Source organism: Zoogloea sp., from assembly GCF_041911615.1.
Lineage (GTDB): Bacteria > Pseudomonadota > Gammaproteobacteria > Burkholderiales > Rhodocyclaceae > Zoogloea.
The window spans coordinates 12,191-36,407 of record NZ_JAYROR010000003.1; the positions used below are offsets into that span (position 1 = coordinate 12,191).

At 67.7% G+C, this 24,217-nt stretch carries 19 protein-coding genes and 2 tRNA genes; 14 read left to right on the plus strand and 7 right to left on the minus strand.

Features of this window, described 5'->3' with window-relative positions; genetic code table 11:
• Nucleotides 1-124: 124 nt before the first annotated feature.
• The 3 genes from ACE3P2_RS00905 to ACE3P2_RS00915 all read left to right on the plus strand — a co-directional run bounded on the left by ACE3P2_RS00905 (nucleotide 125) and on the right by ACE3P2_RS00915 (nucleotide 1,387).
• Nucleotides 125-201, plus strand: a tRNA-Arg gene (locus tag ACE3P2_RS00905).
• A gap of 115 nt (nucleotides 202-316) precedes the next feature.
• A tRNA-Arg gene (locus ACE3P2_RS00910) sits at nucleotides 317-393 on the plus strand.
• 223 nt (nucleotides 394-616) lie between these two features.
• Complete coding sequence (locus ACE3P2_RS00915) at nucleotides 617-1,387, plus strand: hypothetical protein (RefSeq protein ID WP_374259835.1); 771 nt, start codon at nucleotides 617-619, stop codon at nucleotides 1,385-1,387.
• A gap of 40 nt (nucleotides 1,388-1,427) precedes the next feature.
• Here the strand turns inward: ACE3P2_RS00915 and ACE3P2_RS00920 are convergent, their stop codons facing one another.
• Both ACE3P2_RS00920 and ACE3P2_RS00925 read right to left on the minus strand, forming a co-directional pair.
• A complete protein-coding gene (locus tag ACE3P2_RS00920) occupies nucleotides 1,428-1,892 on the minus strand; it encodes a DUF1854 domain-containing protein (protein WP_374259837.1) in 465 nt (154 codons plus the stop codon).
• An 8-nt stretch (nucleotides 1,893-1,900) separates the two neighbouring features.
• Nucleotides 1,901-4,231: an ABC transporter ATP-binding protein gene (locus ACE3P2_RS00925; RefSeq protein ID WP_374259840.1), complete on the minus strand. Its 2,331-nt coding sequence runs from the start codon at nucleotides 4,229-4,231 to the stop codon at nucleotides 1,901-1,903.
• 226 nt (nucleotides 4,232-4,457) lie between these two features.
• Here ACE3P2_RS00925 and cphA (ACE3P2_RS00930) point away from each other — a divergent pair, with 226 nt between their 5' ends.
• Together cphA (ACE3P2_RS00930) and cphA (ACE3P2_RS00935) are read left to right on the plus strand one after the other, a co-directional pair.
• Complete coding sequence (gene cphA / locus ACE3P2_RS00930) at nucleotides 4,458-6,653, plus strand: cyanophycin synthetase (RefSeq protein ID WP_374259842.1); 2,196 nt, start codon at nucleotides 4,458-4,460, stop codon at nucleotides 6,651-6,653.
• An 84-nt stretch (nucleotides 6,654-6,737) separates the two neighbouring features.
• A complete protein-coding gene (gene cphA / locus ACE3P2_RS00935; RefSeq protein WP_374259845.1) occupies nucleotides 6,738-9,314 on the plus strand; it encodes a cyanophycin synthetase in 2,577 nt (858 codons plus the stop codon).
• Between the two features lie 86 nt (nucleotides 9,315-9,400).
• Here cphA (ACE3P2_RS00935) and ACE3P2_RS00940 read toward each other — a convergent pair whose 3' ends face one another.
• The 4 genes from ACE3P2_RS00940 to ACE3P2_RS00955 all read right to left on the minus strand — a co-directional run bounded on the left by ACE3P2_RS00940 (nucleotide 9,401) and on the right by ACE3P2_RS00955 (nucleotide 14,723).
• On the minus strand, nucleotides 9,401-10,909 hold the full coding sequence (locus tag ACE3P2_RS00940; RefSeq protein WP_374259848.1) for an FAD-dependent oxidoreductase: 1,509 nt from the start codon (nucleotides 10,907-10,909) through the stop codon (nucleotides 9,401-9,403).
• Nucleotide 10,910: 1 nt separating this feature from the next.
• The gene (glpK, locus tag ACE3P2_RS00945; RefSeq protein WP_374259850.1) at nucleotides 10,911-12,410 is read right to left on the minus strand and encodes a glycerol kinase GlpK; all 1,500 of its coding nucleotides are present in this window, start codon (nucleotides 12,408-12,410) and stop codon (nucleotides 10,911-10,913) included.
• Between the two features lie 111 nt (nucleotides 12,411-12,521).
• Nucleotides 12,522-13,400: a hypothetical protein gene (locus ACE3P2_RS00950; protein ID WP_374259852.1), complete on the minus strand. Its 879-nt coding sequence runs from the start codon at nucleotides 13,398-13,400 to the stop codon at nucleotides 12,522-12,524.
• Nucleotides 13,401-13,454: 54 nt separating this feature from the next.
• Nucleotides 13,455-14,723, minus strand: a complete 1,269-nt coding sequence (locus ACE3P2_RS00955) for a sigma-54 interaction domain-containing protein (RefSeq protein ID WP_374259855.1) — start codon at nucleotides 14,721-14,723, stop codon at nucleotides 13,455-13,457.
• Between the two features lie 638 nt (nucleotides 14,724-15,361).
• Here ACE3P2_RS00955 and ACE3P2_RS00960 point away from each other — a divergent pair.
• Nucleotides 15,362-16,660 (plus strand): hemolysin family protein, encoded by a 1,299-nt coding sequence (locus tag ACE3P2_RS00960; RefSeq protein ID WP_374259858.1) that lies wholly within the window; start codon nucleotides 15,362-15,364, stop codon nucleotides 16,658-16,660.
• On the opposite strand, the gene ACE3P2_RS00965 is transcribed toward ACE3P2_RS00960, so the two are convergent.
• The gene (locus tag ACE3P2_RS00965; RefSeq protein WP_374259860.1) at nucleotides 16,661-17,236 is read right to left on the minus strand and encodes a hypothetical protein; all 576 of its coding nucleotides are present in this window, start codon (nucleotides 17,234-17,236) and stop codon (nucleotides 16,661-16,663) included.
• A gap of 162 nt (nucleotides 17,237-17,398) precedes the next feature.
• On the opposite strand from ACE3P2_RS00965, the gene ACE3P2_RS00970 reads away from it, so the two are divergent.
• From ACE3P2_RS00970 to ACE3P2_RS01005, 8 genes are all read left to right on the plus strand, one after another.
• Nucleotides 17,399-17,689, plus strand: coding sequence for a DUF2325 domain-containing protein (locus ACE3P2_RS00970; protein WP_374259863.1), 291 nt, complete (start codon nucleotides 17,399-17,401; stop codon nucleotides 17,687-17,689).
• A gap of 136 nt (nucleotides 17,690-17,825) precedes the next feature.
• Nucleotides 17,826-18,848 carry a sulfate ABC transporter substrate-binding protein gene (locus tag ACE3P2_RS00975; RefSeq protein WP_374259865.1) on the plus strand — a complete coding sequence of 341 codons (1,023 nt, stop codon included), beginning with the start codon at nucleotides 17,826-17,828 and terminating at the stop codon, nucleotides 18,846-18,848.
• A complete protein-coding gene (cysT, locus tag ACE3P2_RS00980; protein ID WP_374259867.1) occupies nucleotides 18,845-19,678 on the plus strand; it encodes a sulfate ABC transporter permease subunit CysT in 834 nt (277 codons plus the stop codon). The genes ACE3P2_RS00975 and cysT overlap by 4 nt, the downstream gene beginning before the upstream one ends.
• A complete protein-coding gene (cysW, locus tag ACE3P2_RS00985; RefSeq protein WP_374259869.1) occupies nucleotides 19,678-20,565 on the plus strand; it encodes a sulfate ABC transporter permease subunit CysW in 888 nt (295 codons plus the stop codon). The genes cysT and cysW overlap by 1 nt, the downstream gene beginning before the upstream one ends.
• Before the next feature lie 15 nt (nucleotides 20,566-20,580).
• Nucleotides 20,581-21,690 (plus strand): sulfate/molybdate ABC transporter ATP-binding protein, encoded by a 1,110-nt coding sequence (locus ACE3P2_RS00990; RefSeq protein ID WP_374259872.1) that lies wholly within the window; start codon nucleotides 20,581-20,583, stop codon nucleotides 21,688-21,690.
• The gene (locus ACE3P2_RS00995) at nucleotides 21,690-22,637 is read left to right on the plus strand and encodes a CysB family HTH-type transcriptional regulator (RefSeq protein WP_374259874.1); all 948 of its coding nucleotides are present in this window, start codon (nucleotides 21,690-21,692) and stop codon (nucleotides 22,635-22,637) included. Before ACE3P2_RS00990 ends, ACE3P2_RS00995 begins: the two co-directional genes overlap by 1 nt.
• A 274-nt stretch (nucleotides 22,638-22,911) precedes the next feature.
• Nucleotides 22,912-23,172 (plus strand): phenol hydroxylase subunit, encoded by a 261-nt coding sequence (locus ACE3P2_RS01000; RefSeq protein ID WP_374259914.1) that lies wholly within the window; start codon nucleotides 22,912-22,914, stop codon nucleotides 23,170-23,172.
• A gap of 44 nt (nucleotides 23,173-23,216) precedes the next feature.
• Nucleotides 23,217-24,212: an aromatic/alkene monooxygenase hydroxylase subunit beta gene (locus ACE3P2_RS01005; RefSeq protein ID WP_374259877.1), complete on the plus strand. Its 996-nt coding sequence runs from the start codon at nucleotides 23,217-23,219 to the stop codon at nucleotides 24,210-24,212.
• The last annotated feature ends 5 nt before the right edge of the window (nucleotides 24,213-24,217 follow it).

Here is a 24,217-nt window from a genome sequence, read left to right on the forward strand (position 1 = left end):
GATTATTGCCCAGCGCATCGCCGATGCGGGCAGGGCCGAGCGCGCGACTTCAAAGAAATACATCGAAATGCAACAAAGGGCTTCCAATTTCTGCGAGCGTGTGTATAATCTCGATCTCTCAAGTGCGCCCGTAGCTCAGTTGGATAGAGTACTTGGCTACGAACCAAGGGGTCGTGGGTTCGAATCCTGCCGGGCGCGCCAGTTTTAACTGGTATTGAGTGTTGGGAATGAGGGTCGCTTCAATGCGGCTCTTTTCAACTGAAAGGTGTGTGAAGCACGCCTTGCCGGGTTCCGGCAAGTTGAAGAAAAGAGTTTTGCGCCCGTAGCTCAGTTGGATAGAGTACTTGGCTACGAACCAAGGGGTCGTGGGTTCGAATCCTGCCGGGCGCGCCAAATCAGAAAGGGACTGCAGAAATGCGGTCCCTTTTTGCGTTTGCGGCGTTCCTGATCGGTTGCATGTCCGCCGGTTTCCTGCCGGGCACGCAACCGAGCTGTCGGCAACCTCCTGTGGTGCTTGCCGAATGGGGCGAATTGGCTCGATGCGGAAAATTGATCCGCCTCAGGGTGCAAATAATAGAAATTATTATCATTCGCATCTTTGCGTCGGTTTTCAAGCATGAAGCAATTGCGATGGTGCGCCGGACTCGTGCTGGCATTGGCGACCGGTGTCGTCCGGGCCGACCCGGAGATCATGGTTCACGAGGGGGATGTGGCCGAGCGCGGTGAGACGGTGTTTTCGCTGCACGGCAATCACACCTGGCGCGGGCGCCGCCAGAGCGACGACGGTACCTGGCCGACGCACCGCCTGAGTTACCTGATGGCCGAGATCGCCACCGGCCTTGCGCCCGGCTGGGAGGCTGGCGTGCACCTGCCGGTGATGCGCGGCGGTGTCGATGGCGCGGGGGCGGACAACGGCGCCTGGGGCATGTCGGCGGTGATGTTCCGCCTGAAGCACATTCGGGCCTTCGGGGATGGCGGCTTCGTCGGCTTCAACGCCGAATACGACATCAACGCGAGCCGCTACGTGCGCGACGCCCGTGGGGCGGAATTCCGGGGAATCGTCGGCTTCGACGCCGAACGCTGGCGGATCACCGCCAATCCGCATCTGATGTGGGGGTGGGGCCGCGCCGACAGCCCGCGCTCGCCGGCCCTCAACCTCGATCTGAAGGCGCTGTACAAGTGGTCGGAGCGCCTGGCCTGGGGTGTCGAGGCCTACACCGACGGCGGGCGGCTCGATCGCTTGCGGCCGGGCGAGGGAGACCGGACGATTTATCTGGTGACCGAGGTCGCCACCCGCGCTGGCAGCGTGCATCTGGGGGTGGGGCAGGGCTTCCGGGATACGCCGGAGCGCTATCTGCTCAAGGGCGTGTGGTCGATGGATCTGTGAGATCCGGCGCGCGGGCGCACACCGCGGCGCCGGGACGAGGTCAGAGGAAGCGGTCGAGCATCTTCTTGCTGTGGGCGTCCAGTGCGTAGCGGTCGCGGATCAGGAAATTGATGCCGCGGCTGTCGGCGATCAGGAGGGCGGGACGGACCAGGCGGCGGATGTCTTCCTCGCCCTTGAGGACGAGGGTGGCGGGGCCACGGTCCGTGTCCACTTCCCAGGTGCTGGGGGTCGCAAAGCTCGATACCGAGCGGATACGCTCGATCACCGGGATGAATTCGCGGCTGGCGAGGTCGGCTTCGAGGATTTCGCGGGACGCCGGCGGGAGGTCGGCAATGCGCGTTACCCAGGCGACTTCCTCGCCGTCGCCATTCACCAGGCCGATGCCCTCGCTGGGCGCGGCGATGGGGAAGGAGCGGACCGGGGTGACGAGGTGGCGCACGCCGTCCGGCGCCACGTAGATCAACTGGCCGAAGCTGTTGCGTTCGAGGGTGATGGCTTGGGTCATGGCGGGTCTCAGGCGTTGGCGTGTTCGCGGTGCGGCGGCACGGAAGGCTGCTTGTCGTTGCCGATGGCGACGTCGTCGAGCTTGCGGGTCTGGGCTTCGTAGAGCCGGAAGTAGGCGCCTTGCTTTTCCATCAACGCGTCGTGGTTGCCGATCTCGACGATCTGACCGCGGTCGAGCACCACCAGGCGGTCGGCCTTGCGCAGCGTCGACAGGCGGTGGGCGATGGCTATGGTGGTGCGGCCGCGGATGAGGTTTTCGAGTGCCGCCTGGATTTCCATTTCGGTTTCGGTATCGACGGCCGAGGTGGCCTCGTCGAGGATCAGGATGCGCGGGTCGATCAGCAGCGCGCGGGCGATCGAAATGCGCTGGCGCTCGCCGCCGGACAGGGCCTGGCCGCGTTCGCCCACCAGCGAGTCGTAGCCGTGGGGCAGGCGCATGATGAAGTCGTGGGCGTGGGCCGCGCGGGCGGCGGCGATGATCTCGTCGCGGCTGGCGTCGGGCTTGCCGTAGGCGATGTTCTCGGCGATGGTGCCGAAGAACAGGAAGGGCTCCTGGAGCACGAGGCCGATGTTGCTGCGGTATTCGGACACCGGCACCGAGCGCACGTCGATGCCTTCGATGCGGATCGAGCCGTCGGTCACGTCGTAGAAGCGGCAGATCAGGTTCACCAGGGTGCTCTTGCCAGAGCCCGAATGGCCCACGAGGCCGATCATCTCGCCGGCCTGGATCGACAGGTCAACACCCCGCAGGATGGTGCGGTTGCCGTGGCGGAAGCCGACCTTGCGGCACTCGATGGCGCCGGTGACGGCGGGCAGGTGCTGAGGCTTGGTGGGCTCGGGCACACTGGAGACGTGGTCGAGGATGTCGAAGATGCGCTTGGCGCCGGCGGCGGCCTTCTGGGTGAAGGACACGATGCGGCTCATGGAGTCGAGCCGGGTGTAGAAGCGCGAGATGTAGGTGAGGAAGGCGGTGAGCACGCCGACGGTGATCGACTTGCCGGCCACCAGCCAGATGCCGAAGCCCCACACGATGAGCAGGCCGACTTCGGTGGCGAGGGTGACGGTGGGTGAGAACACCGACCAGATGCGATTGACCCGGTCATTGACCTGCTTGTTGCGCAGATTGGCTTCGCGGAAGCGGTTGACCTCGCGCTTTTCCTGGGCGAAAGCCTTGACCACGCGGATGCCCGGGATGGTGTCGGCGAGCACGCTGGTGACTTCGCCCCACACCCGGTCCACCTGCTCGAAGCCGTAGCGCAGGCGATCCCGCACCGAATGGATCAACCAGGCGATGAAGGGCAGCGGCACCAAGGTGACGAGTGCCAGCCACGGATTGATCGAGATGAGGATCACCGCGGTCATGGTGATCATCAGCACATCGGTGGCGAAATCCAGCAGTTGCAGCGACAGGAACAGGGTGATGCGGTCGGTCTCGGCGCCGATGCGCGACATCAGGTCGCCGGTGCGTTTGCCGCCGAAGTATTCGAGTGACAGCCCTTGCAGGTGTTCGTAAGTGGTGATGCGCAGGTCGGCGCCGATGCGTTCGCTCACCAGCGCGAGGATGTACGTCTTGGCCCAGCCCAGGCTCCAGGCCACCAGTGCGGCGCCGAGCAGGCCGCCGAGCAACAGCGCCACCTTGTGGGTGTCGATGGGCACGCCGTTCTGGAAGGGAATCAGCACCTCGTCCATCAGCGGCATGGTGAGGTAGGGCGGCACCAGGGTGGCGCCGGTGGACAGCAGCGTGAGGATGAAGCCGGCCAGCAGCTGGCGCTTGTACGGGCGGGCGAAGCGCCACAGGCGCAGCAGCGTCCAGGTGGACGGCGGGGTGTGGATTTCGCGGGCGCAGGTGGGGCACTCGTCGGTACCCGGCGGCAGCGGCGCGTCGCAGGTGGGGCAGGTGAGCGGTTCGGGCGGGGCCGGCTGGCGGCCGGCGAGCACGCATTCGAGTTGCGCGCGGAAGCGGTCGGCGAGGTTGTGGGCGGCCGGGTCCTGCGCCAGCGTGAAGCGCCAGCCGTCGAGCTTACGTTCGGCGTCGACGAGTTCGAGACTCGCCACGCCGGCCTGGTCCCGATGGCGCAGTTCCATGCCCGCGCGGAAGGGCCACGACTGCCAGCCCTGACTGGCGTGGTCCCAGCCGAGCAGCCGGCTGTCGGTGAGGGCGACGAGGCCGTTCTTGAACTGCAGGCGGGTGTCCAGATCGAGGCTGAGGCTGGCGAGGACTTTTTCGCCGGGCGCCAGGGCCTTGTCGAGGAGCGGACGCCATGCCTCGGGCACGGCGGGGCCAAGGTAGTCGGAGTAGGCGGAGGCGGCGGGCGAAAGGGCAGAGGACTCGGAATTCATCTCGGATGACGCGATAAGGCCACAGCAAACGGCCAGCGTAAGGCAAAATTGCGAGCGAAGTTTACTGACTCGTTACAAGCGCGTATACCCGCATTGGGCTGCAGCGCCCAAGTCGCCGAATATTTTTCGCACCGGTAATCCGGGAAGGCTTTGCTGCGTTAAGCGCAGATCAAGTTTGTATTAAACAGTGTGCCGAGCGCACGTTCGTTACTTCCACACCCTGCCCATGACCAACAAAACGATCGACTTTCTCAACGTGCTCCATCTGCGCGGACCGAACATCTGGACGTACCGCTCGGTTCTCGAAGCGTGGGTCGATATCCATGACCTGGAAGACTGCCCCTCCAACGTCATCCCGGGCCTGCCCGACCGCCTGACCACGATGTTGCCGACGCTGATCGAGCACCGCTGCAGCATCGGCGAGCGGGGCGGCTTCGTGAAACGTCTGCACGACGGCACCTGGCCCGGTCACATCCTCGAGCACGTCACCCTCGAGCTGCAGAACCTGGCGGGCATTTCCGGCGGGTTCGGCAAGGCGCGCGAGACCTCGGAGCGGGGGGTTTACAAGGTGGTCATCCGCGCCTGGCAGAAGGACGTGTCGCTGGCGGCGCTGCACATGGGCCGCGACCTGCTGATGGCGGCCATCGAGGATCGGCCATACGACGTGGACGCCGCGGTGGCCAAGCTGCGCGACCTGATCGACGACTACATGCTTGGGCCGAGCACCCGCTGCATCGTCGAGGCCGCGGCCGACAAGCGTCGCCGCATTCCGTACATCCGCCTGCTGGCCGAGGGCAACCTGGTGCAGCTGGGCTACGGCGCGCGCCAGCGCCGCATCTGGACGGCCGAGACCGACCGCACGCCGGCGATCGCCGAGGGCATCGCCAGCGAAAAGGATCTGACCAAGCGCCTGCTCGCCTCCTGTGGCGTGCCGGTGCCCGAGGGCGAGGTGGTGGCCTCGGTCGACGAGGCGATCGCCGCGGCCGAGGATATCGGCTATCCGGTGGTCGTCAAGCCCACCGACGGCAACCACGCCCGCGGCGTGTTCACCCATATCATGACCCCCGAGGAAGTCGCGGCGGCCTTCCCGCTGGCGGCGGCAGAAGGGTCCGAGGTGATGGTCGAGCGCTTCATCAAGGGTACCGAGCACCGCATCCTGGTGGTCGGCGGCAAGATGGTCGCCGCCAACATGGGCGAGGCGGTGTCGGTGATCGGCGACGGCACCTCCACCATCGATCAGCTCATCGACAGCCAGATCAACATCGACCCGCGTCGTGGTGTCGAGCACGAGTTCCCGCTCTACGTCATCAGTCTCGACCGCTTCCCGGCCGCGAAGATGGAAGTCGAGCGCCAGGGCTTCACCGGCAGCTCCGTGCCGCCTGAAGGCACCGAGGTGATGATCGTGCGCACCAGCAACATGGCCTTCGACGTGACCGACGACGTGCATCCCGACACCGCCGAACTGGCCTGTCTGGCGGCGCGCATCGTCGGCCTCGACATCGCCGGCATCGACCTCGTCTGCGAGGACATCTCCAAGCCGCTCGACGCCCAGCGCGGCGCCATCGTCGAGGTGAACGCCGGCCCGGGCCTGCTGATGCACATCAAGCCGGCCGTCGGTCAGCCGCGTCCGGTGGGCGAGGCGATCGTCGCGCACCTGTTCGAGAAGGACGAAGATTCGCGCATTCCGGTGGTCGGCGTCACCGGCAGCCGGGGCAAGACGCCGGTGGCGCGGCTCATCGCCCACCTGCTGCGCCTGTCCGGCCAATACACGGGGCTTGCCTGCAGCGAAGGCGTTTTCCTCGACGGCCGTCAGGTCGAGACGCCCGAGGGCACCAACTGGGACGCCGCCGAGCGCGTGCTGATGAACCGTTCGGTCGAGGCCGCGGTGTTCGAGAACGGTTGCCGCAGCATCCTCGCCGACGGCACGGTGTACGACCGCTGCCTCGTGGGCGTCGTCACCAACGTCGATCCCGCGCTGCACTTCGGCGAGTTCTACATCGATTCCGACGAGAAGGTCTGGAACGTGTTCCGCACCCAGGTGGATCTGGTCCTGTCGTACGGTGTCGCGGTGCTCAACGCCGAAGACCCCGCGGTCGTCGAGATGGCCCCGCTGTGCGACGGCGAGGTGATCTTTTACGGCGTCGATCCCGCCGCCGAAGCCATCGCCACGGCCCGCGCCGACGGCAAGCGCTCGGTCTACGTGAAGGACGGCGCCATCGTCCTCGCCACCGGCGAGCACGAAGAGCAGGCGGCGCGCATCGCCAAGATCGCCATGCTCGGTAACGGCGCCATCGACCAGCCGGGCGTGCTGTCGAACCTGCTGGGCGCGGTGGCCGGCGCCTGGGCGCTGGGCGTTGCGCCCGAGATCATCCGCGCCGGCGTCAAGCCCTACGACCCGAGCGCGCCGCTGCGCGCCGACTGAGCGCCCACTGCGACCGACCAGAACATCCGACAAGCGCGGCCGCCGCAAGGGCGGTCGCCCGACTCAAGACAAGGACAGTAATCCATGGAAGTTTCCCGCATCCGGGCACTGCGCGGCCCCAATCTGTGGAGCCGGCATACCGCGATCGAAGCCATCGTGTCGTGCACCGACGCCGAGTGCGACATCGACTCGATTCCCGGCTACGAGCCGCGCCTGCGCAACCTCTTCCCCGAAATGGGTTTCCTCGAAACCGACGGCAACCAGGGCGCCATTTCGATGGCCCAGGCGCTGGAGCTGGCCGCGCTGGGTCTGCAGGCCTGCGCCGGCTGCCCGGTGACCTTCAGCCGCACCGCGCCGACCGTCGACAAGGGCGTGTTCCAGGTGGTGGTCGAATACACCGAGGAAAAGGTCGGCCGCCTCGCCTTCGATCTGGCGATGCAACTGATTGCCGCCGCGGCGAGCGAAGACGGCGTCTTCGATCTCGCCGACGCGCTGGCGCGCCTGCGCGAGCTGGACGAGGATGTCCGCCTCGGCCCCTCCACTGGCTCCATCGTCCAGGCTGCGGTGGCGCGGGGCATTCCGTATCGCCGCCTCACCGAAGGCAGCCTCGTGCAGTTTGGGTGGGGCAGCAAGCAGCGCCGCATCCAGGCTGCCGAGACCGACCTGACCAGCGCCGTGGCCGAAGCCATCGCCCAGGACAAGGAACTCACCAAGACCCTGCTGCGCGCCGCCGGCGTGCCGGTGCCGCTCGGCCGTTCGGTCACCGACGCAGACGACGCCTGGCTCGCCGCCCGCGAAATCGGTGGGCTGGTGGTGGTCAAGCCCCGCGACGGCAACCAGGGCAAGGGCGTGGCGGTCAAGCTGCGCACCGAAGAGGACGTTCGCCGCGCCTACAACGTGGCCGCCGAGTTCAGCGACGACATTCTCGTCGAACGCTACCTGCCGGGCCACGATTACCGCCTGCTGGTGATCGGCGACAAGCTGATCGCCGCCGCCCGTCGCGATCCGCCGCTGGTGATCGGCGATGGCAAACGCACCATCCGCCAGCTCGTCGAACACGTTAATAGCGATCCGCGTCGGGGCGAAGGCCACGCCACCTCGCTCACCAAGATCCGCTTCGACGAGATCGCCCTCGCCACCCTCACCAAGCAGGGCTACGACGCCGAGTCGGTGCCGCCCAAGGGCAAGCGGGTGATCCTGCGCAACAACGCCAACCTGTCCACCGGCGGCACCGCCACCGACGTGACCGACGACGTCCACCCCGAGGTGGCCGAGCGCGCCATCGCGGCGGCCAGGAACATCGGCCTCGACATCTGCGGCGTGGACGTGGTGTGCGAGAGCGTGCTCGAACCCCTCGAAGCCCAGAGCGGCGGCATCGTGGAATGCAACGCCGCGCCGGGTCTGCGGATGCACCTGCAGCCCTCGTACGGCAAGGGCCGTCCGGTGGGCGAGGCGATCGTCGCCAACATGTTCAAGCCGGGCGACAACGGCCGCATTCCGGTGGTCGCCGTCGCCGGCACCAACGGCAAGACGACCACCGTGCGCCTCACCGCGCATCTGCTCGGAGTGGCCGGCAACCGGGTGGGCATGACCAACTCGGACGGCGTCTACGTGGGCAAGCGGCGCATCGACACCGGGGATTGTTCCGGCCCGCGCAGCGCCCGCAACATCCTGCTGCATCCGGACGTGGATGCCGCGGTGTTCGAGACCGCCCGCGGCGGCGTGCTGCGCGAAGGCCTCGCCTTCGACCGCTGCGACGTCGCCGTGGTGACCAACATCGGCATGGGCGACCACCTCGGCTTGTCGTACATCAGCACCGTCGAAGACCTCGCCGTGGTCAAGCGTGTCATCGTGCAGAACGTGGCGCCGCACGGCACCGCGGTGCTCAACGCCGCGGACCCGATGGTCGTCAAGATGGCCGGCGCCTGCCCGGGCTCGGTGCTGTTCTTCGCCGCCGACCGCAACAACCACGTGCTCGCCACCCACCGCGCCCAGGGGCGCCGCGTGGTGTTCGTCGACGGGGGCGACATCGTCGCGGTGGAAGGCAGCGAGAAGTTCCGCGTGCCGCTGGCCGGCATTCCGATCACGCGCAACGGTACGATCAGCTTCCAGATCGAGAACGCCATGGCGTCGCTCGCCGCGGCCTGGGCGCTGGGGCTCGACCCGGAGATCATCCGCCGGGGCATGGCGACCTTCGTGAACGACGCGGCCACCGCACCGGGGCGTTTCAACGTGTTCGACTACAAGGGCGCCACGCTGATCGCCGACTACGGCCACAACCCGGACGCGATCCTGGCGCTGGTGCAGGCGGTCGAGAGCATGCCGGCCAAGCGCCGCGCGGTGGTCATCAGCGGCGCGGGCGACCGCCGCGACGAGGACATCCGCGAGCAGACCCGCATCCTCGGCCGCGTGTTCGACGACGTGGTGCTGTACCAGGACGACTGCCAGCGCGGCCGCGCCGACGGCGAAGTGCTGGCGCTGCTGCGCCAGGGCCTCGAAGGCGCGCCGCGCACCCGCGAGGTGAGCGAGATCCGGGGCGAGTTCGTGGCGATCGATTCGGCGCTCGCCAAATTGGGCGAGGGCGACCTGTGCCTGATCCTGATCGACCAGGTGGAGGAAGCGCTGGCGCACATCGCCAAGCGCATCGCCGAAGCGGGGTGAGCCTGTAGGGCGTCGCGAGGGCGGCGCCTCGATTCGTGCAAATCCGGCAACAATGGTGGTTTTATTGTTGCCGAGTTCGCGTCAAATCAACACAAGAAGCCTTCCGCCAGCCGGTGGAAGGCTTCTGTGCGTTCCCGGCGCCTTTCGTCGGACCAGCCGAGCTCGTCGGCCAGAATCCGCGCCACGGCGGCAGCGGCCTCTCGGGCGGCGCGGGCGTCGATGAAAAGGGCCCGATGACGACGGGCGAGGACGTCGTCCACGTCGCGGGCCTGCTCGTGGCGAGCGGCGTGGCGTACCTCGGCTTCGCTGAGATCGAGGCGCGGGTGGAGCCGCACGCCGGCGCCGGGCAGGGCGTCGATCAGCGCGCGGTCGTTGCCCGGGCTGGCGCCGTGCAGTCGTAGCGTGGCGGTGGGGCAGGGACGCGCGGGCAGGCCGGCGACCTGCTGGGCCCGGTCGACGATCTGCTCGGCCATGTGCCGGTAGGTGGTCCATTTGCCGCCGGCCACCGAGACGAGGCCGCTGGCGGAGACCTGGATCAGATGTTCCCGCGACAAATTGGCGGTGCCGCCGCCGGGGCCTGCGTCGATCAGGGGACGCAGGCCGGCGAAGGCGCTGCGCACGTCGGCACGGCCGGGTGGGCGCGCCAGGTAACGGCCTGCGGTGTCGAGGATGAAGTCGATCTCGGTGGGCAGCGGGCGCGGCTCGAGCGGCGTGTCCGTGCGTGGGGTGTCGGTGGTGCCGAGCAGGACCTTGCCCTGCCAGGGAATCACGAACAGTACGCGGCCGTCGGGCGTGCGGGGGATCAGCAGGGCGTCGTCGCCGGGCAGGAACGCCCGGTCGATGACCAGATGGGCGCCCTGGCTGGGAGCGAGCTGCGGGGGGGCCTCGCGGTCGTCGAGCCGGCGCAGGCCATCGGCCCAGACGCCGGTGGCGTTGATGACGACCCGGGCGGCGATCTCGAAGGGTTCGTCGCGCTCGGCGTCGCGGGCGGTGACGCCGGTCAGCCTGCCGCCCGCGTGCACCAGCCCGGTGACCGGCAGCCGGTTGAGGGCGAGGCCGCCCAGGTCGAGCACGGTGCGCATCAGGTCGATGGCGAGGCGGGCGTCGTCGAAGCGCGCGTCGTGGTAGGCAATGCCACCGACGAGGCCGTCGCGGCGCACGCCGGGCAGCGCCGCGAGGGTTTGCGCGGGAGAAAGCAGGCGGCTGGCACCGAGGCTGTGACGACCGGCCAGCCAGTCGTAGGCGGTGAGGCCGGCGCCCAGCACGAACAGGTCGCGGTGCCGGTAGACCGGTACGACGAAGCGCTGGCGGCGCACCCGGTGCGGTGCGTTGGCGAGCAGGAGCGAGCGTTCGGCCAGCGCCTCGCGCACCAGGCCGACGCGGCCCTGGGCCAGGTAGCGTACGCCGCCGTGGATCAGCTTGGTGGAGCGCGAACTGGTGCCCTGGGCGAAGTCGTGGGCCTCGAGGAGCAGGGTGGCGTGGCCGCGGGCCGCCGCATCGACGGCGCAGCCCAGCCCGGTGGCGCCACCGCCGATCACCAGCACGTCCCAGCGGGGCGTGGCGCGCAGGCGATCGAGCAGTGCGGCGCGGGTCATGTCAGCCGGCCCAGCCCTTGGCGCGCTCGATGGCCCGGTGCCATTCGGTGAGGCGGGCTTCGCGCCAATCGGCGCTGCGGGTGGGCTCGAAGACCCGCTCGGCCTGCCAGTGGGCGGCGAGTTCGGCCGGATCGCGCCAGACGCCGACGGCCAGCCCGGCGAAATACGCGGCGCCGAGCGCGGCGGTTTCGGTCTGGCGGGGGCGGATCACCGGCACGCCGAGGAGGTCGGCCTGGATTTGCATCAGCAGATTGTTGCGCGCGGCGCCCCCGTCGGCGCGCAGTTCGGCCAGCGGGCCGGCGCCGTCGCGGTTCATGGCGTCCACAAGGTCCACCGTCTGCAGCGCGATGGCATCGAGCGCGGCGCGGGCGATGTGGGCGCGGTTGACCCCGGCGGTGAGCCCGACCAGTGCGCCGCGGGCGTAGCCATCCCAGTACGGCACGCCGAGCCCGGAGAAGGCCGGCACCAGCACCGCGCCGTTGCTGTCGGGCACCTGCGCGGCGAGGGCTTCGACCTCGGCGGTGTCGCGGATGATGCCGAGGCCGTCGCGCAGCCAGCGCACCACCGCACCCCCGACGAAGACGCTGCCTTCGAGCATGTAGGTGCTGCGCTCGGCGTTGCCGGTGCCGAGGCGCCAGCCGAGAGTGGTGAGCAGCCCGTGGCGGGAGGCGACCGGCAGGGGGCCGGTGTTGCGCATCAGGAAGCAGCCGGTGCCGTAGGTGTTCTTGGCGCTGCCGGGGCTGAGGCAGGCCTGGCCGAAGGTGGCGGCCTGCTGGTCGCCGGCGAGCCCGCCGATGGGAATGGCCCCGCCGAACAGCTCGGGCTGGGTCGAGGCGAACACGCCGCTGGTGTCGACCACGGCCGGGAGCAGCCGCGAGGGAATGCGGAAGAGGTGGAGAAGGTCGTGGTCCCAGCACTGCCGGTGGATGTCGAACAGCATCGTGCGGGCGGCGTTGCTCGGATCGGTGACGTGATGGGTGCCACCGGTGAGTTGCCAGGCGAGCCAGCTGTCGATGGTGCCGAAGGCCAGCTTGCCCGCCTCGGCGCGCGCGCGGGCGCCGGGGACGTGGTCGAGCAGCCAGGCGAGCTTGGTGGCGGAGAAGTAGGCGTCGAGTTCGAGGCCGCTGCGGGCGCGAATCCGCTCGGCGTGGCCGGCGGCGCGCAGGCGCTGGCAGTCGGGCACGGTGCGGCGATCCTGCCAGACGATGGCGGGCGCGAGGGGTTCGCCGGTCGCCCGGTCCCACAGCACGGTGGTTTCGCGTTGGTTGGCAATGCCGATGGCGGCGATGTCGCGGGCGTGGAGCCCGGCTGCGGCAAGCGCCTCGCGGGCGCAGTGGAGCTGGCTGTGCCAGATTTCACGGGCGTCGTGCTCGACCCACCCGGGTTGGGGATAGGACTGGGCGAATTCACGCTGAGCCAGGGCGAGCACGCGGCCGTCCGCGTCGAAAACGATGGCGCGGCTGCTGCTGGTGCCTTGGTCGAGGGCGAGGAGGCGGGGCATGGGGCGGGTCGGCAGGACGGCGGCGTGGCGCCGGCCGGTTGGTCGATATTCGTGGCGGATACCGAATTTAACACTGAAGCGCCGTTACAGCGCATTGACGTGGCGGGGGTTTCAGCAGCCGCCGCCAGAGCGCCGGGTGAAGCCGAAGCCACCGCCACCGAGACCGGCGGGCTGGATGCAGATCATCAGGCCGAGGGAGCGCGCCGACTTGACGATGTCGGGCGGGAAGGCCGAGAAGGGGGCGGCCTGGTTGACGACAGAGCGGACGAAGGCGATTTCTTCCTGCTGGTCGCCGCTGCGGAGCACCGAAAAGCTCTTCAGGCTGCCGTCGGGATTGAGGCGGACTTCGATCGCCGCGGGCTGGATGCCGCGGGCGCGGGGATCGTTCTTGACGAAGGCGGCGCTGCGGTTGAGCTTTTTGACCAGGGCGTCGAGGTAGAACTCGAGGCTGAACGGGTCGACGGGCGGGCTGTTGGGGATGCGCTCGACCAGATCGGCCAGCTCGTCCCGGTGGCGGCGGCCCTCGCGGGCGCTTTCGCGGCCGATGTCACGGGCCATGGCGAGGGCGCGCTCGGAGAGATCGGGTTTGGCGGGCGCCGGGCGGGACTTGGCTTCGGTGGCGAGTTCGTTGAGGAAATTGTCCATTTCCTCTTTTTGGGCGACGGTCCATTTGGGCGTCGGCTCGGCTGCGTGGAGCGTCGGGGTGGCGGACTTGCGGGCGGTGAGGATGCGCGGCCGGTCGGGGGCCGGCGTGGGCCTGGGCGTTGCCCGGGCCTTGGCTTTGGCCGCTGGCGCGACGGGGGACGCGGCGGGGCGGACGTCGGCCTTGGGGGCGGCGGCGCGTGGCGCGAGCCGGGCCTGCAGCGTGGGGAGCGAGGGCGATTCGGGCGGTTGCAGCTCCACCAGCAGGACGAGCGCGTGCGCGGCGATGGACAGCGCCAGGGCAAGCAGCAGGCGGCGCGACGGGGCGGAACTGCAGGAATCGGACATCGGCCGGATTTTAGACCGGCCGTGGGGCGAGCGCGATGCTTTTTGGCGCCGCGCTCAGGCCGGGCTGCGGACGCGCTGGCGATCCGGCTCGAGTCTGTAGCGCTTGAGCTTGAGGTATAGCGTGCTCTTGGCGACGCCGAGCTGCCGGGCGGCGCCGGTGAGGTTGCCCCCGGTGGCGGCGATGGCGCGGCGGATCAGTTCCAGCTCGCCCTCGGCCATGCTGCAGACGGCTTGTGCCGGCGTGGGCGCCACGCCGTGCAGGGGCAACGTGTCGCCGGGGCGGGGGGCGAGTTCGGGCGGCAGCGCGTCGACGCCGATCAGCTCGCCGTCGCTCATCAGCACCATGCTCTCGATGGCGTTGCGCAGTTCGCGCACATTGCCAGGCCAGGAGTAGGCGTGCAGGCGCGCGAGGACGTCGGGGTCGAGGCACCGCGGGCCGGTGCGATGGGCGGTGGTGAAGCGTTCGAGGAACAGCTCCGCGAGCGGCGCGATGTCCTCGCCGCGCTCGCGCAGGTTGCGGTGGGTGGCGGCGACGAGGCGGAAATTGACCTTGCGCGGGGTGTTCTCGCCGAGGCGGTAAAGCTTGCCTTCTTCGAGCACGCGCAGCAGGTGGGGCTGCAGGTCGAGGAGCATCTCGTCGATCTCGTCGAGGAACAGGGTGCCGCCGTCGGCGGCTTCGATCTTGCCCATCAACCCGCCCTTGCGCGCGCCGGTGAAGGCGCCCTCGGCGTAGCCGAAGAGTTCGCTGGCGAGCAGGTCGCGGGAGAGGCCGCCGCAGTTGAGCGCCACGTAGGTGCCGGCGGCGCTGGGGCTGGCCTCGTGGATGCCGCGGGCGAATTCTTCCTTGCCGACGCCGGTTTCGCCGAGCAGCAGCACCGGTACCCGCGAGCGGGCGAGCTGGCGGGCCTTGTCGATGGCGGCTGACGAGGGAGGTGAAGTTGCGCGGACGCGGAGCCGGCGGCCGGATCGCGGGGCTCTCCAGGCGCGGGGCGGGGCGTCCGCTGCGGGGGACGGGCATGACCAGCAGTGTGCCGATGGCCTGCCCCTGGCTGTGGTCACGGGTACCAGCCAGTCGTCGCACATCCAGGCCGGAAGCGGGCCGATGGGGCCACCGTGGCCGCCGTGGGCGAGGGCCATCGCGGGCACGCGGGTGGGGGCCGCCACGTTCAGGTCGCCCCCACGTCCGGCGATGGCGGCAGCGGCGAATTCGTTGATCTTGACCGGCCAGCCGCGCCGGTCGAACAGCACCAGGCCGTCGCCGGCACAGGCGCTCCAGCGTGCTTTCGAGGAGGCGGTAGCGCAGTTCCATCTCGCGGGCGGCAAGGCGGCTCTCGATGCGGCTGGCGGTGGTCACGGCGAGGGCCAGGCTCTGCCGGCTGTAGGTTTCGGAGAGGCCGGAGACGTCGATCACGCCGAACATCTCGCCGTCCTGCGGGTGGCGGATGACGGCGGCGGAGCAGGTCCAGCTCCAGCGCTTGATGCCGGCGCAGTAGTGCTCGGAGGAGTGGATCTGCACCGGCTGCCCGACGGCGAGGCACGAAGAAGGTATCGGTCATCGCGCCGCCGGCGTCGATGCCCATCACCTGTACCTGTGATTGTTGGACTTCCATTGTTGTCTCCATGTCTCCTTGGTCTGGATCGGCACCGCTTTCGCGGCACCCCGGGGAACGCGGGTTTCCCTGCCGGACATCTCGCAACGCCCGTGCCAGTGGCGGTGCGGGGAGCGCAAGTGATTGAACGGAAATGACTTTGAATGGAGCCCTGGCGATTGTTGCGGAGCAGCGACGCCGCCGCCGGGAGACCGGAATCCGGACGGTCGTGCGGGGATCGAACGTTCGACCGGGCGGCGGACGGGGGCCGGCGGGGCGGCGGGCTAGGCGGGCGGGGGGCGGCAGCGGCTACAATACGGCCCGTCTTCATTCCCGGGCCGCGGGTCGAAGCGACTTTGGGCGGCCTTCTTGATGGATCTATTACTGATCGTTCTGCTGATTCTTCTCAATGGCGTGTTCGCCATGTCCGAAATCGCCGTCGTCTCGTCCCGCAAGGCGCGGCTGCAAAATCTCGCCGACGACGGCAGCCTGGGGGCCGAGGCGGCGCTCAAGCTGCACCAGGAACCGTCGAGCTTCCTGTCCACCATCCAGGTCGGCATCACCCTCGTCGGCATCCTGAACGGCGCCATCGGCGAGGCCGCGCTGGCCGATCCGCTGTCTGCCTGGTTTGGCAGCATTCCGCTGCTGGAGCCCTACGCCCGCGGGATGGCGCTGACCATCACCGTGGTGATGCTGACCTATTTCTCGGTGGTGGTGGGCGAGCTGGTGCCCAAGCGTCTCGCGCTGCTGGCGCCCGAAGGCATCGCGGCGCTGATGTCGCGACCGATGATGATCCTGGCGCGCATCACCCATCCGCTGGTGGTGGTGCTGTCGGGCTCGTGCTCGGCGGTGTTGCGCCTGATCGGCGCGCGCCGCAAGGAAGAGCCACCGGTGACTGACGACGAGATCAAGGTGCTGATGGAGCAGGGCGCCGAGGCCGGGGTGTTCCACGAGAGCGAGCAGGAGATCGTCTCCAACGTGCTGCGCCTCGACGAGCAGCGCATCTCGGCGATCATGACGCCGCGCCGCGACATGGTGGTGGTGGACCTGGAAGAGGACGAGGCCAGCGTCTGGAAGACCATCGTCGAGACGCCGTATTCCCGGCTGGTGGTGTGCCGCGACGGCCTTGAACAGGTGGTCGGCGTGCTCCAGAAGAGCGATCTGCTGGCCGCGGCCCTGCCGGGCGGCGGCGTGGGGCTGGAGGATCTCGAAACGCTGCTGCGACCGCCCCTTTACGTGCCCGAATCGGTGACGACCCAGCAGCTGCTGGAGAGCTTCCGCCGGGCACGCCTGCAGTTTGCGCTGATCGTCGACGAATACGGCGAGGTGCAGGGCCTGGTGACGCTGACCGACGTGCTGGCGGCCATCGTCGGCGAGCTGTCGGTGCCCGAGGCGCCGGAAGATCGCGACATGTTGCAGCGCGAAGACGGTTCGTGGCTGGTGGATGGCGACGTGGGCATCGAGCGGCTCAAGTCGGTGCTCGACATCGGCGACGATCTGCCGGGCGAGGATGGGCACTCGTTCAATACCGTGGGCGGCTTCATCATGAACACCCTCGGCCGCATCCCGATGGCGACCGACCACTTCGAGGCGGCTGGCTGGCGCTTCGAGGTGATGGACATGGACCGCAATCGCGTCGACAAGGTGCTGTTGTCGAAGGCCGCGGCCTGATCAGCGGCTACACCAGTCACGCCGGTTGCCGCGCCCCCAGGGCAGCGACAGCCGCTCGGTCATGCTCATCGTGGAGCGGACCTTGCCGGTGCTGCCGTCGAACAGCACGTCGAAGCGCGCCGGTTCCGAATACACGTCGCAGAAGCGCCATTCCCACACCAGTTCGTCGCGCGCCTTGAAATACACCGTCCAGCCCGGATATGACGGGCCGAGGATGCGCAGCACCTGCTCCTGGCTCATGCCGGGTTCGATGCGGGCGAAGTGGGGCATGTCGAGCACGTTCTCGATGCCGACGAGGCGGCCCTCGGCGTCGACCCGCGCCATCCACGTCTGGAAGCCTTCCGGGCCGCGCGGGTAGGCCAGTTGCTGGCCACCGCCGGGTTCGGGCCAGCTCATCGCCGGCGCGCCCAGCACCCGGTCGAGATCGGCGCGGGTGCTGATGCCGGGCTGCAAGCCCGGGCCGCCGAGGCCCGCGCAGCCGACGAGGGTCAGGCCCGTCAGCAACGCGGCGAACAGGCCGCGGCACGCGGCCCAGGACGGACGGCCGCGTAGGGCCAGGGTTTCGAATCTTTTCATCGGGAACGCCTCGAACGGGCCGGCAGGGCCGGCGACGGGTGAAATGCTTATCGCGGCGGCGGTGCATTGCATAGCTGATTTTCTCGCTTCCGCCGGGCGGGCCGGCATTCCAGACTGCGCCTCATGGTGGCTTTGAGCCACGCACTGGCAGGAGGTTGCAGGATGCAGGCCTTGATCGTGGGGGCGGATCGCGTCGAGACGATCCGCGCGGAAATCTTTCGGGTGGCGGACCGTCTGGGCATTCGGGACGTGGATCACTGGCCTGGCCGCAAGGCCGGCGAGGGACGGCGGGTGCTGTCGGCCCGGACGCGGCTGGTCGTTTTCGTCTGCGACCGGGCCAACCACATGCTGATGCGCCACGTGCGCCGGCAGGCCGAGGAGCTGGGCGTGCCGATGGTTTTCTGCCGCCATTCGGCCACCGAACTGCGGGCGCGCCTCGAAGGGCTGCATTGATCCAGGGCGGCGGCGAGGGGCGGCGAAGCGGGGTCTATTTTCCTTTTAGTAATATACAAAGCCTTTTTTATTCGTTTGTGTGGGGTTAGGGGCTTTTTATACTCTGGCCCAACCCCCTAATCCCTGGAGAACTGAGATGACCTCGACCCGTTCCGTGTTTGTCCTGCGGCGTTCCCTGCTCGGTCTGCTGGCTGGCCTGAGTCTCGTCGGCGCCGCTCCGGCGCAGGCCGACACCACCCTGCTCAACGTGTCCTACGACGTGGCGCGGGAGCTGTACAAGGAGATCAACCCGGCCTTCGTTGCCCACTGGCAGCGCAGCGCGGGTGAAAAGATCACCGTCAATCAGTCCCACGGCGGTTCGAGCAAGCAGATCCAGTCGGTCATCGCCGGCCTCGAGGCCGACGTGGTGACGATGAACCAGGCGGCCGACATCGACGTGCTGGCCAAGAACGGGCTGGCTTCACCCGACTGGCGCAAGGCCTTCCCCCACGGCGCGGCGCCGTATTCGTCGGCGACGATCTTCCTGGTGCGCAAGGGCAATCCGAAGGGCATCAAGGACTGGAACGATCTGGCCAAGCCGGGTGTGAGCGTCGTGATTCCCAACCCGAAGACGTCCGGCAACGGCCGCTACACCTATCTGGCGGCGTGGGGCTACGCGCTGTCGAAGGGCGGCAACGACGCCGCGGCCAAGGATTTCGTCGCCAAGCTGTTCGCCAATGTGCCGGTCTTCGATGGCGGTGGCCGCGGCGCGACGACGACCTTCACCCAGCGGGGCATCGGCGACGTGCTGGTGACCTTCGAGAACGAGGCGGTGCTGATCGACAACGAGGTGGGCGGCGACAAGTTCGACGTGGTCTACCCGTCGCTGTCCATCGACGCGTCCGCGCCGGTGGCGATCGTGAACAAGGTGGTGGACCGTAAGGGCAGCCGCAAGCAGGCCACGGCTTACCTGAACTTCCTGTATTCGCCGGAAGGCCAGGAGATCATCGCCAAGCATTACTTCCGTCCGCGCGATCCGGCGGTGCTGAAGAAGTACGCCAGCCGCTTCCCGGCCATCAAGACCTTCACCGTCGAGGAGAAGTTCGGCGGCTGGGATGCGGTCCAGAAGGTGCATTTTGCCGACGGTGGCATCTATGACCAGATCGCGGTGAAACGATGAGCGCAGCCCGCAATCGCGTCCTGCCCGGCTTCGGTCTGTCGCTGGGCTACACGCTGGTTTACCTGTCGCTGATCGTGCTGATTCCGTTGGCGGCGGTGTTCGTCAAGGCCAGCTCGCAGGGGTTCGCGCAGTTCTGGGCGGTGGTCACGGCGCCGTCGGTGGTGGCCTCGTACAAGCTGTCGTTCGGCGCGTCGCTGCTGGCGGCCGTGATCAACGCGGTGTTCGGGCTGATGCTGGCGTGGGCGTTGGTGCGCTACTCCTTTCCGGGCAAGCGCCTGGTGGACGCGCTGGTGGATCTGCCTTTCGCGCTGCCCACCGCGGTGGCGGGTATCGCGCTCACCGCGCTGTACGCGCCCAACGGCTGGGTCGGCCAGCATCTCGAGCCCCTCGGCATCAAGGTGGCATTCACGCCGCTGGGGGTGCTGGTGGCGCTGATCTTCATCGGCCTGCCCTTCGTGGTGCGCACGGTTCAGCCGATCCTCGAGGATCTGGACACCGAGTATGAAGAGGCCGCGGTGAGCCTCGGCGCCAATCGCTGGCAGGCTTTCCGCCATGTGGTCTTTCCGACGCTGCTGCCGGCGCTGCTGACCGGCTTCGCGATGGCTTTTGCCCGCGCGGTGGGCGAATACGGATCGGTGATCTTCATCGCCGGCAACATCCCGATGGTGTCGGAGATCACGCCGCTGATGATCATCACCAAGCTGGAGCAGTACGACTACGCGGGCGCCACGGCGATCGCGGTGGTGATGCTGGTGTTTTCGTTCGCGCTGCTGCTGCTCATCAACGGGCTGCAGGCGTGGACGGCCAAACGAACGGGGAGGGAGCGCTGATGGCGGGCGCAGCGGGTGTGTTGCACGGGTCGGCGGATCACGCCGCCCGGTTCGAGTCGAAGGCCGCGACCCGCGAGCCGACGCTCGTCAAGTGGTCGATCCTGGCCGTTTCGCTGACGTTTTTCGCGGTCTTCTTGCTGATGCCGCTGGTGGCGGTGTTCGTCGAAGCCTTCCGCAAGGGTTGGGAAACCTATGCGGCGGCGCTGATCGAGCCCGACGCGGTGTCGGCGATCAAGCTGACCCTCACCGCGGCGCTGATCTCGGTGCCGCTCAATCTGGTGTTCGGCGTCGCCGCGGCGTGGGCGATCACCAAGTTCGAGTTCCGCGGCAAGCATCTGCTGATCACGTTCATCGATCTGCCGTTCTCGGTGTCGCCGGTGGTGGCGGGCCTGATCTACGTGCTGGTGTTCGGTGCCCAGGGCTGGTTCGGGCCGTGGCTGTCGGAGCACGAGTGGAAGATCATCTTCGCGGTGCCCGGCATCGTGCTGGCGACGGTGTTCGTGACCTTCCCCTTCGTCGCCCGCGAGCTGATTCCGCTGATGGAAGCCCAGGGCCGCGAGGAGGAGGAGGCCGCCGTGGTGCTCGGCGCGCGTGGCTGGCAGACCTTCTGGCACGTGACGCTGCCCAACGTGAGGTGGGGGCTGCTGTACGGCGTGATCCTCTGCAACGCGCGCGCGATGGGCGAGTTCGGTGCGGTGAGCGTGGTCTCCGGGCACATCCGCGGCATGACCAACACCATGCCGCTGCACGTGGAGATCCTCTACAACGAATACCAGTTTGCGGCCGCCTTCGCGGTGGCCTCCGTGCTGGCCCTGCTGGCTCTGGTCACCCTGGTGATCAAGGCGTGGGTCGAGCGCCGGGCCGGCAGTGCCGGCCGTGAAGCGTAAAGAGATACGACGATCATGAGCATCCAAGTCAAAAACATCCGCAAGCAGTTCGGTGGCTTTACCGCGTTGCACGACGTGACCCTCGATTTCCCGACCGGCGAACTGGTCGCGTTGCTCGGCCCGTCGGGCTGCGGCAAGACCACCTTGCTGCGCATCATCGCCGGGCTGGAGTCGGCCGACGGTGGTCAGGTGCTGCTCGACGGTGCCGACGCTTCCGACACCCACGTGCGCGAGCGCCAGGTGGGCTTCGTGTTCCAGCATTACGCGCTGTTCCGTCACATGACGGTGTTCGACAACGTGGCCTTCGGGATGCGCATGAAGCCGCGCGCCCAGCGCCCGTCCGAGGCGGCGATCAAGGCCAAGGTGACCGAGCTGCTCAAGCTCGTCCAGCTCGACTGGATCGCCGACCGGTTTCCGTCGCAGCTCTCCGGCGGTCAGCGCCAGCGTATCGCGCTGGCCCGCGCCCTGGCGGTGGAGCCGCGCGTGCTGCTCCTGGACGAGCCGTTTGGCGCCCTCGACGCCAAGGTGCGCAAGGAGCTGCGGCGCTGGTTGCGGCGCCTGCACGACGAGCTGCACATCACCTCGATCTTCGTCACCCACGACCAGGAAGAGGCGCTCGAAGTGGCCGACCGCGTGGTGCTGATGGATCACGGCAAGGTGGAGCAGGTGGGCACGCCGGAACAGGTGTATCGCCAGCCTTCGTCGCCGTTCGTGTACAGCTTCCTGGGGTCGGTGAATCTCTTCCATGGCCGCGTTGAGGGCGACGCGGTGCACGTGGACGACAGCCGCCTGTCGGCCGAGAAGGTCGATCTGGCCCACGGCAGCAACGTGGTGGCTTTCGCGCGGCCCCACGAGCTGTCGATCGTCGTCAATCCGAAGGAAACCGACGGCGTGGCGGCGCGGATCAGCCGCATCCTGGCCTTCGGGGTCACCGCCCGCGTCGAGCTCGATGGCCTCAACGGCTCGTCCGGGCAGGTGTTCGAGGTGGAGATCACCCGCGAGGAAGTCGGGCGCCTGGGTCTGGCCGAAGGTCAGCCGGTGCGTCTTGTTCCCTCGCGCCTGTCGGTGTTCGGCCGCGATGCCACCGGCCCCGTCGCCGAACCCGCACCGAACTGGGAGATCTGATGAATTTCCAGCAATTGCGCATCATCCATGAGACGGTGCGGCGCAACTTCAACCTGACCGAGGTGGCCAACGCGCTGTTTACCTCCCAGTCGGGCGTCTCGAAGCACATCAAGGATCTGGAGGACGAGCTGGGGCTCGAGTTGTTCGTGCGCAAGGGCAAGCGCCTGCTCGGCCTCACCGAGCCCGGCCAGGAGCTGGTGCACGTGGTGGATCGCATGCTGATGGATGCGCGCAACATCAAGAGCATCGCCGCCCAGTTCAGCGCCCGCGACCACGGTCAGCTCACCGTGGCCACCACCCACACCCAGGCGCGCTACGTGCTGCCCCAGGTGGTGACCCAGTTCAAGCAGGCCTTTCCGAAGGTGCACCTGGTGTTGCATCAGGCGAGCCCGGGCGAGATCGCCACGATGCTGCAGGACGGCCGCGCCGACATCGGCATCGCCACCGAAAGCCTCGCCGCGGTGCCGGATTTCGTGTCTTTCAGCTATTACGGCTGGCACCATTCGGTGATCGTCCCGGTGGGCCATCCGCTCGAAAGCGTCGAGCCGCTGACCCTCGAGGCGGTTGCCGAATACCCGGTGATCACCTATCACGAGGGCTTCACCGGCCGCGCCCGCATCGACGAGACTTTTGCCGACGCCGGCCTGACCCCCGACATCGTGATGTCGGCGCTCGATGCGGACGTGATCAAGGCCTACGTCGAACTGGGCCTGGGGATCGGCATCGTCGCTTCGATGGCCTACGACCCCGCCCGCGACCAGAACCTGCGCATGTTGCCGAGCAGCCATCTGTTCGGCGAGAACGTCACCCGCATCGCGGTGCGCAAGGGCCATTTCCTGCGCGGTTTCGCTTACCGTTTCATCGAGCTCTGTTCGCCGGCGCTCACCGAGACCGTGGTGCGCTCGGCGCTGCGCCCCGAGGCGGAAGCAGAGGCAGTCGCCTACTAGCGTCCGCGCCCACGCGTGTCACAAAAGCCATCCTGCTGTTGCAGGGTGGCTTTTTTTTGCCCTCGCGGTCGGGCGCACGGGCGGGGCGAAAAGGCTTCATCAGATCATCAAGCTGCATTGCAGCATTTCATCAATTGATCGACTTATAAATTTGTTTTTTTGTTCAAAAGTTCGACAAAAAATAGATTTTTGTTTCAAATCAATTTGTTGTTTGAGTTGGCACGCTCCTTGACATAGCTATGCGGGTGTTTGAGACCAGACCGAGAAAACGATGATCGACCCGACCAAGCCCGCAATCGATGTCAACCGCAAGTACGTCCGCCTCGTCGAGAAGCGGCCGGATGGGCTGGTGGAGTTCGAGTTCTCCATCTCCGATCCGGCGCTGTACGTCGAGATGCTGCTGCCCGAGGCGGCCTACGAGGCGTTCTGCAAGGAGAACCGGGTGATCCTGCTCGAAGGCGAGCGCCCGGCCTCGGAAGATGGCAGCGACTGGGACTGGAATCTCCACGAAGCCACCCATCAGCGTTTCCGCTGAGCCCCTTTGCACCCCAAAACCGAAAACAGCAGGAGGAGAAACCCATGCAAATCGATCTGCGCACGGTGAGCATCAAGCCGCTGCGGCACACCTTCGACAACATCGCCCGCCGCATCGGGGCCGACAAGCCGGCCACGCGCTACCAGGAAGGCACCCTGGACATGCAGCAGGAGGCGAACTACCACTATCGCCCGACCTGGGATCCGGATCACCTGATTTACGACCGCGACCGCACCGCGATCAAGATGGCCGACTGGTACGCGTTCAAGGATCCGCGCCAGTTCTACTACGGGGCCTACACCCTGGCGCGCGCCAAGCAGCAGGACACCGCCGAGGCCAACTTCGACTTCGTCGAGAACCGTGGCCTGGCCGCCACGCTGCCGGACGAGATTCGCGACAGCGTGCTGAAGCTGCTGATCCCGCTGCGCCACGTGGCCTGGGGTTCGAACATGAACAACGCCGGCGTGTGCGCCTACGGTTATGGCACGGCCTTCACCCAGCCGTGCATCTACCAGGCGATGGACCAGCTCGGTATCGCCCAGTACATCACCCGCGTCGGCCTGCTGCTGGGTGACGTGGATGTGCTCGACACCGCCAAGCAAGCCTGGATGGAGGACGACACCTGGCAGGGTCTGCGCCGTTACGTGGAAGACACGATGGTGCTGAACGACCCGTTCGAGCTGTTCGTGGCCCAGAACGTGGCGCTCGACGGCCTGCTGTACCCGCTGGTGTACGAAACCATCATCGACGACGTGCTCTCGACCAAGGGCGGTACGCCGGTGGCCATGCTCACCCAGTTCATGACCGACTGGTTTGCCGAAACCCGGAAGTGGATCGATGCCACCGTGAAGACTGCGGGCGCCGAATCGGCCGACAACAAGGCGATTCTCGCCAAGTGGATCTCCGAATGGCGCGACCGCGCCGCCGCCGCGCTGCTGCCCGTGGCCCGCATCGCCCTGGGCGAGCGCGCCGACGAGCTGACCGCCGAGGTCGTCCAGCAATTCAACGCCCGGATGGCCAAGGCCGGCGTGCCCGTTTGAGGAAA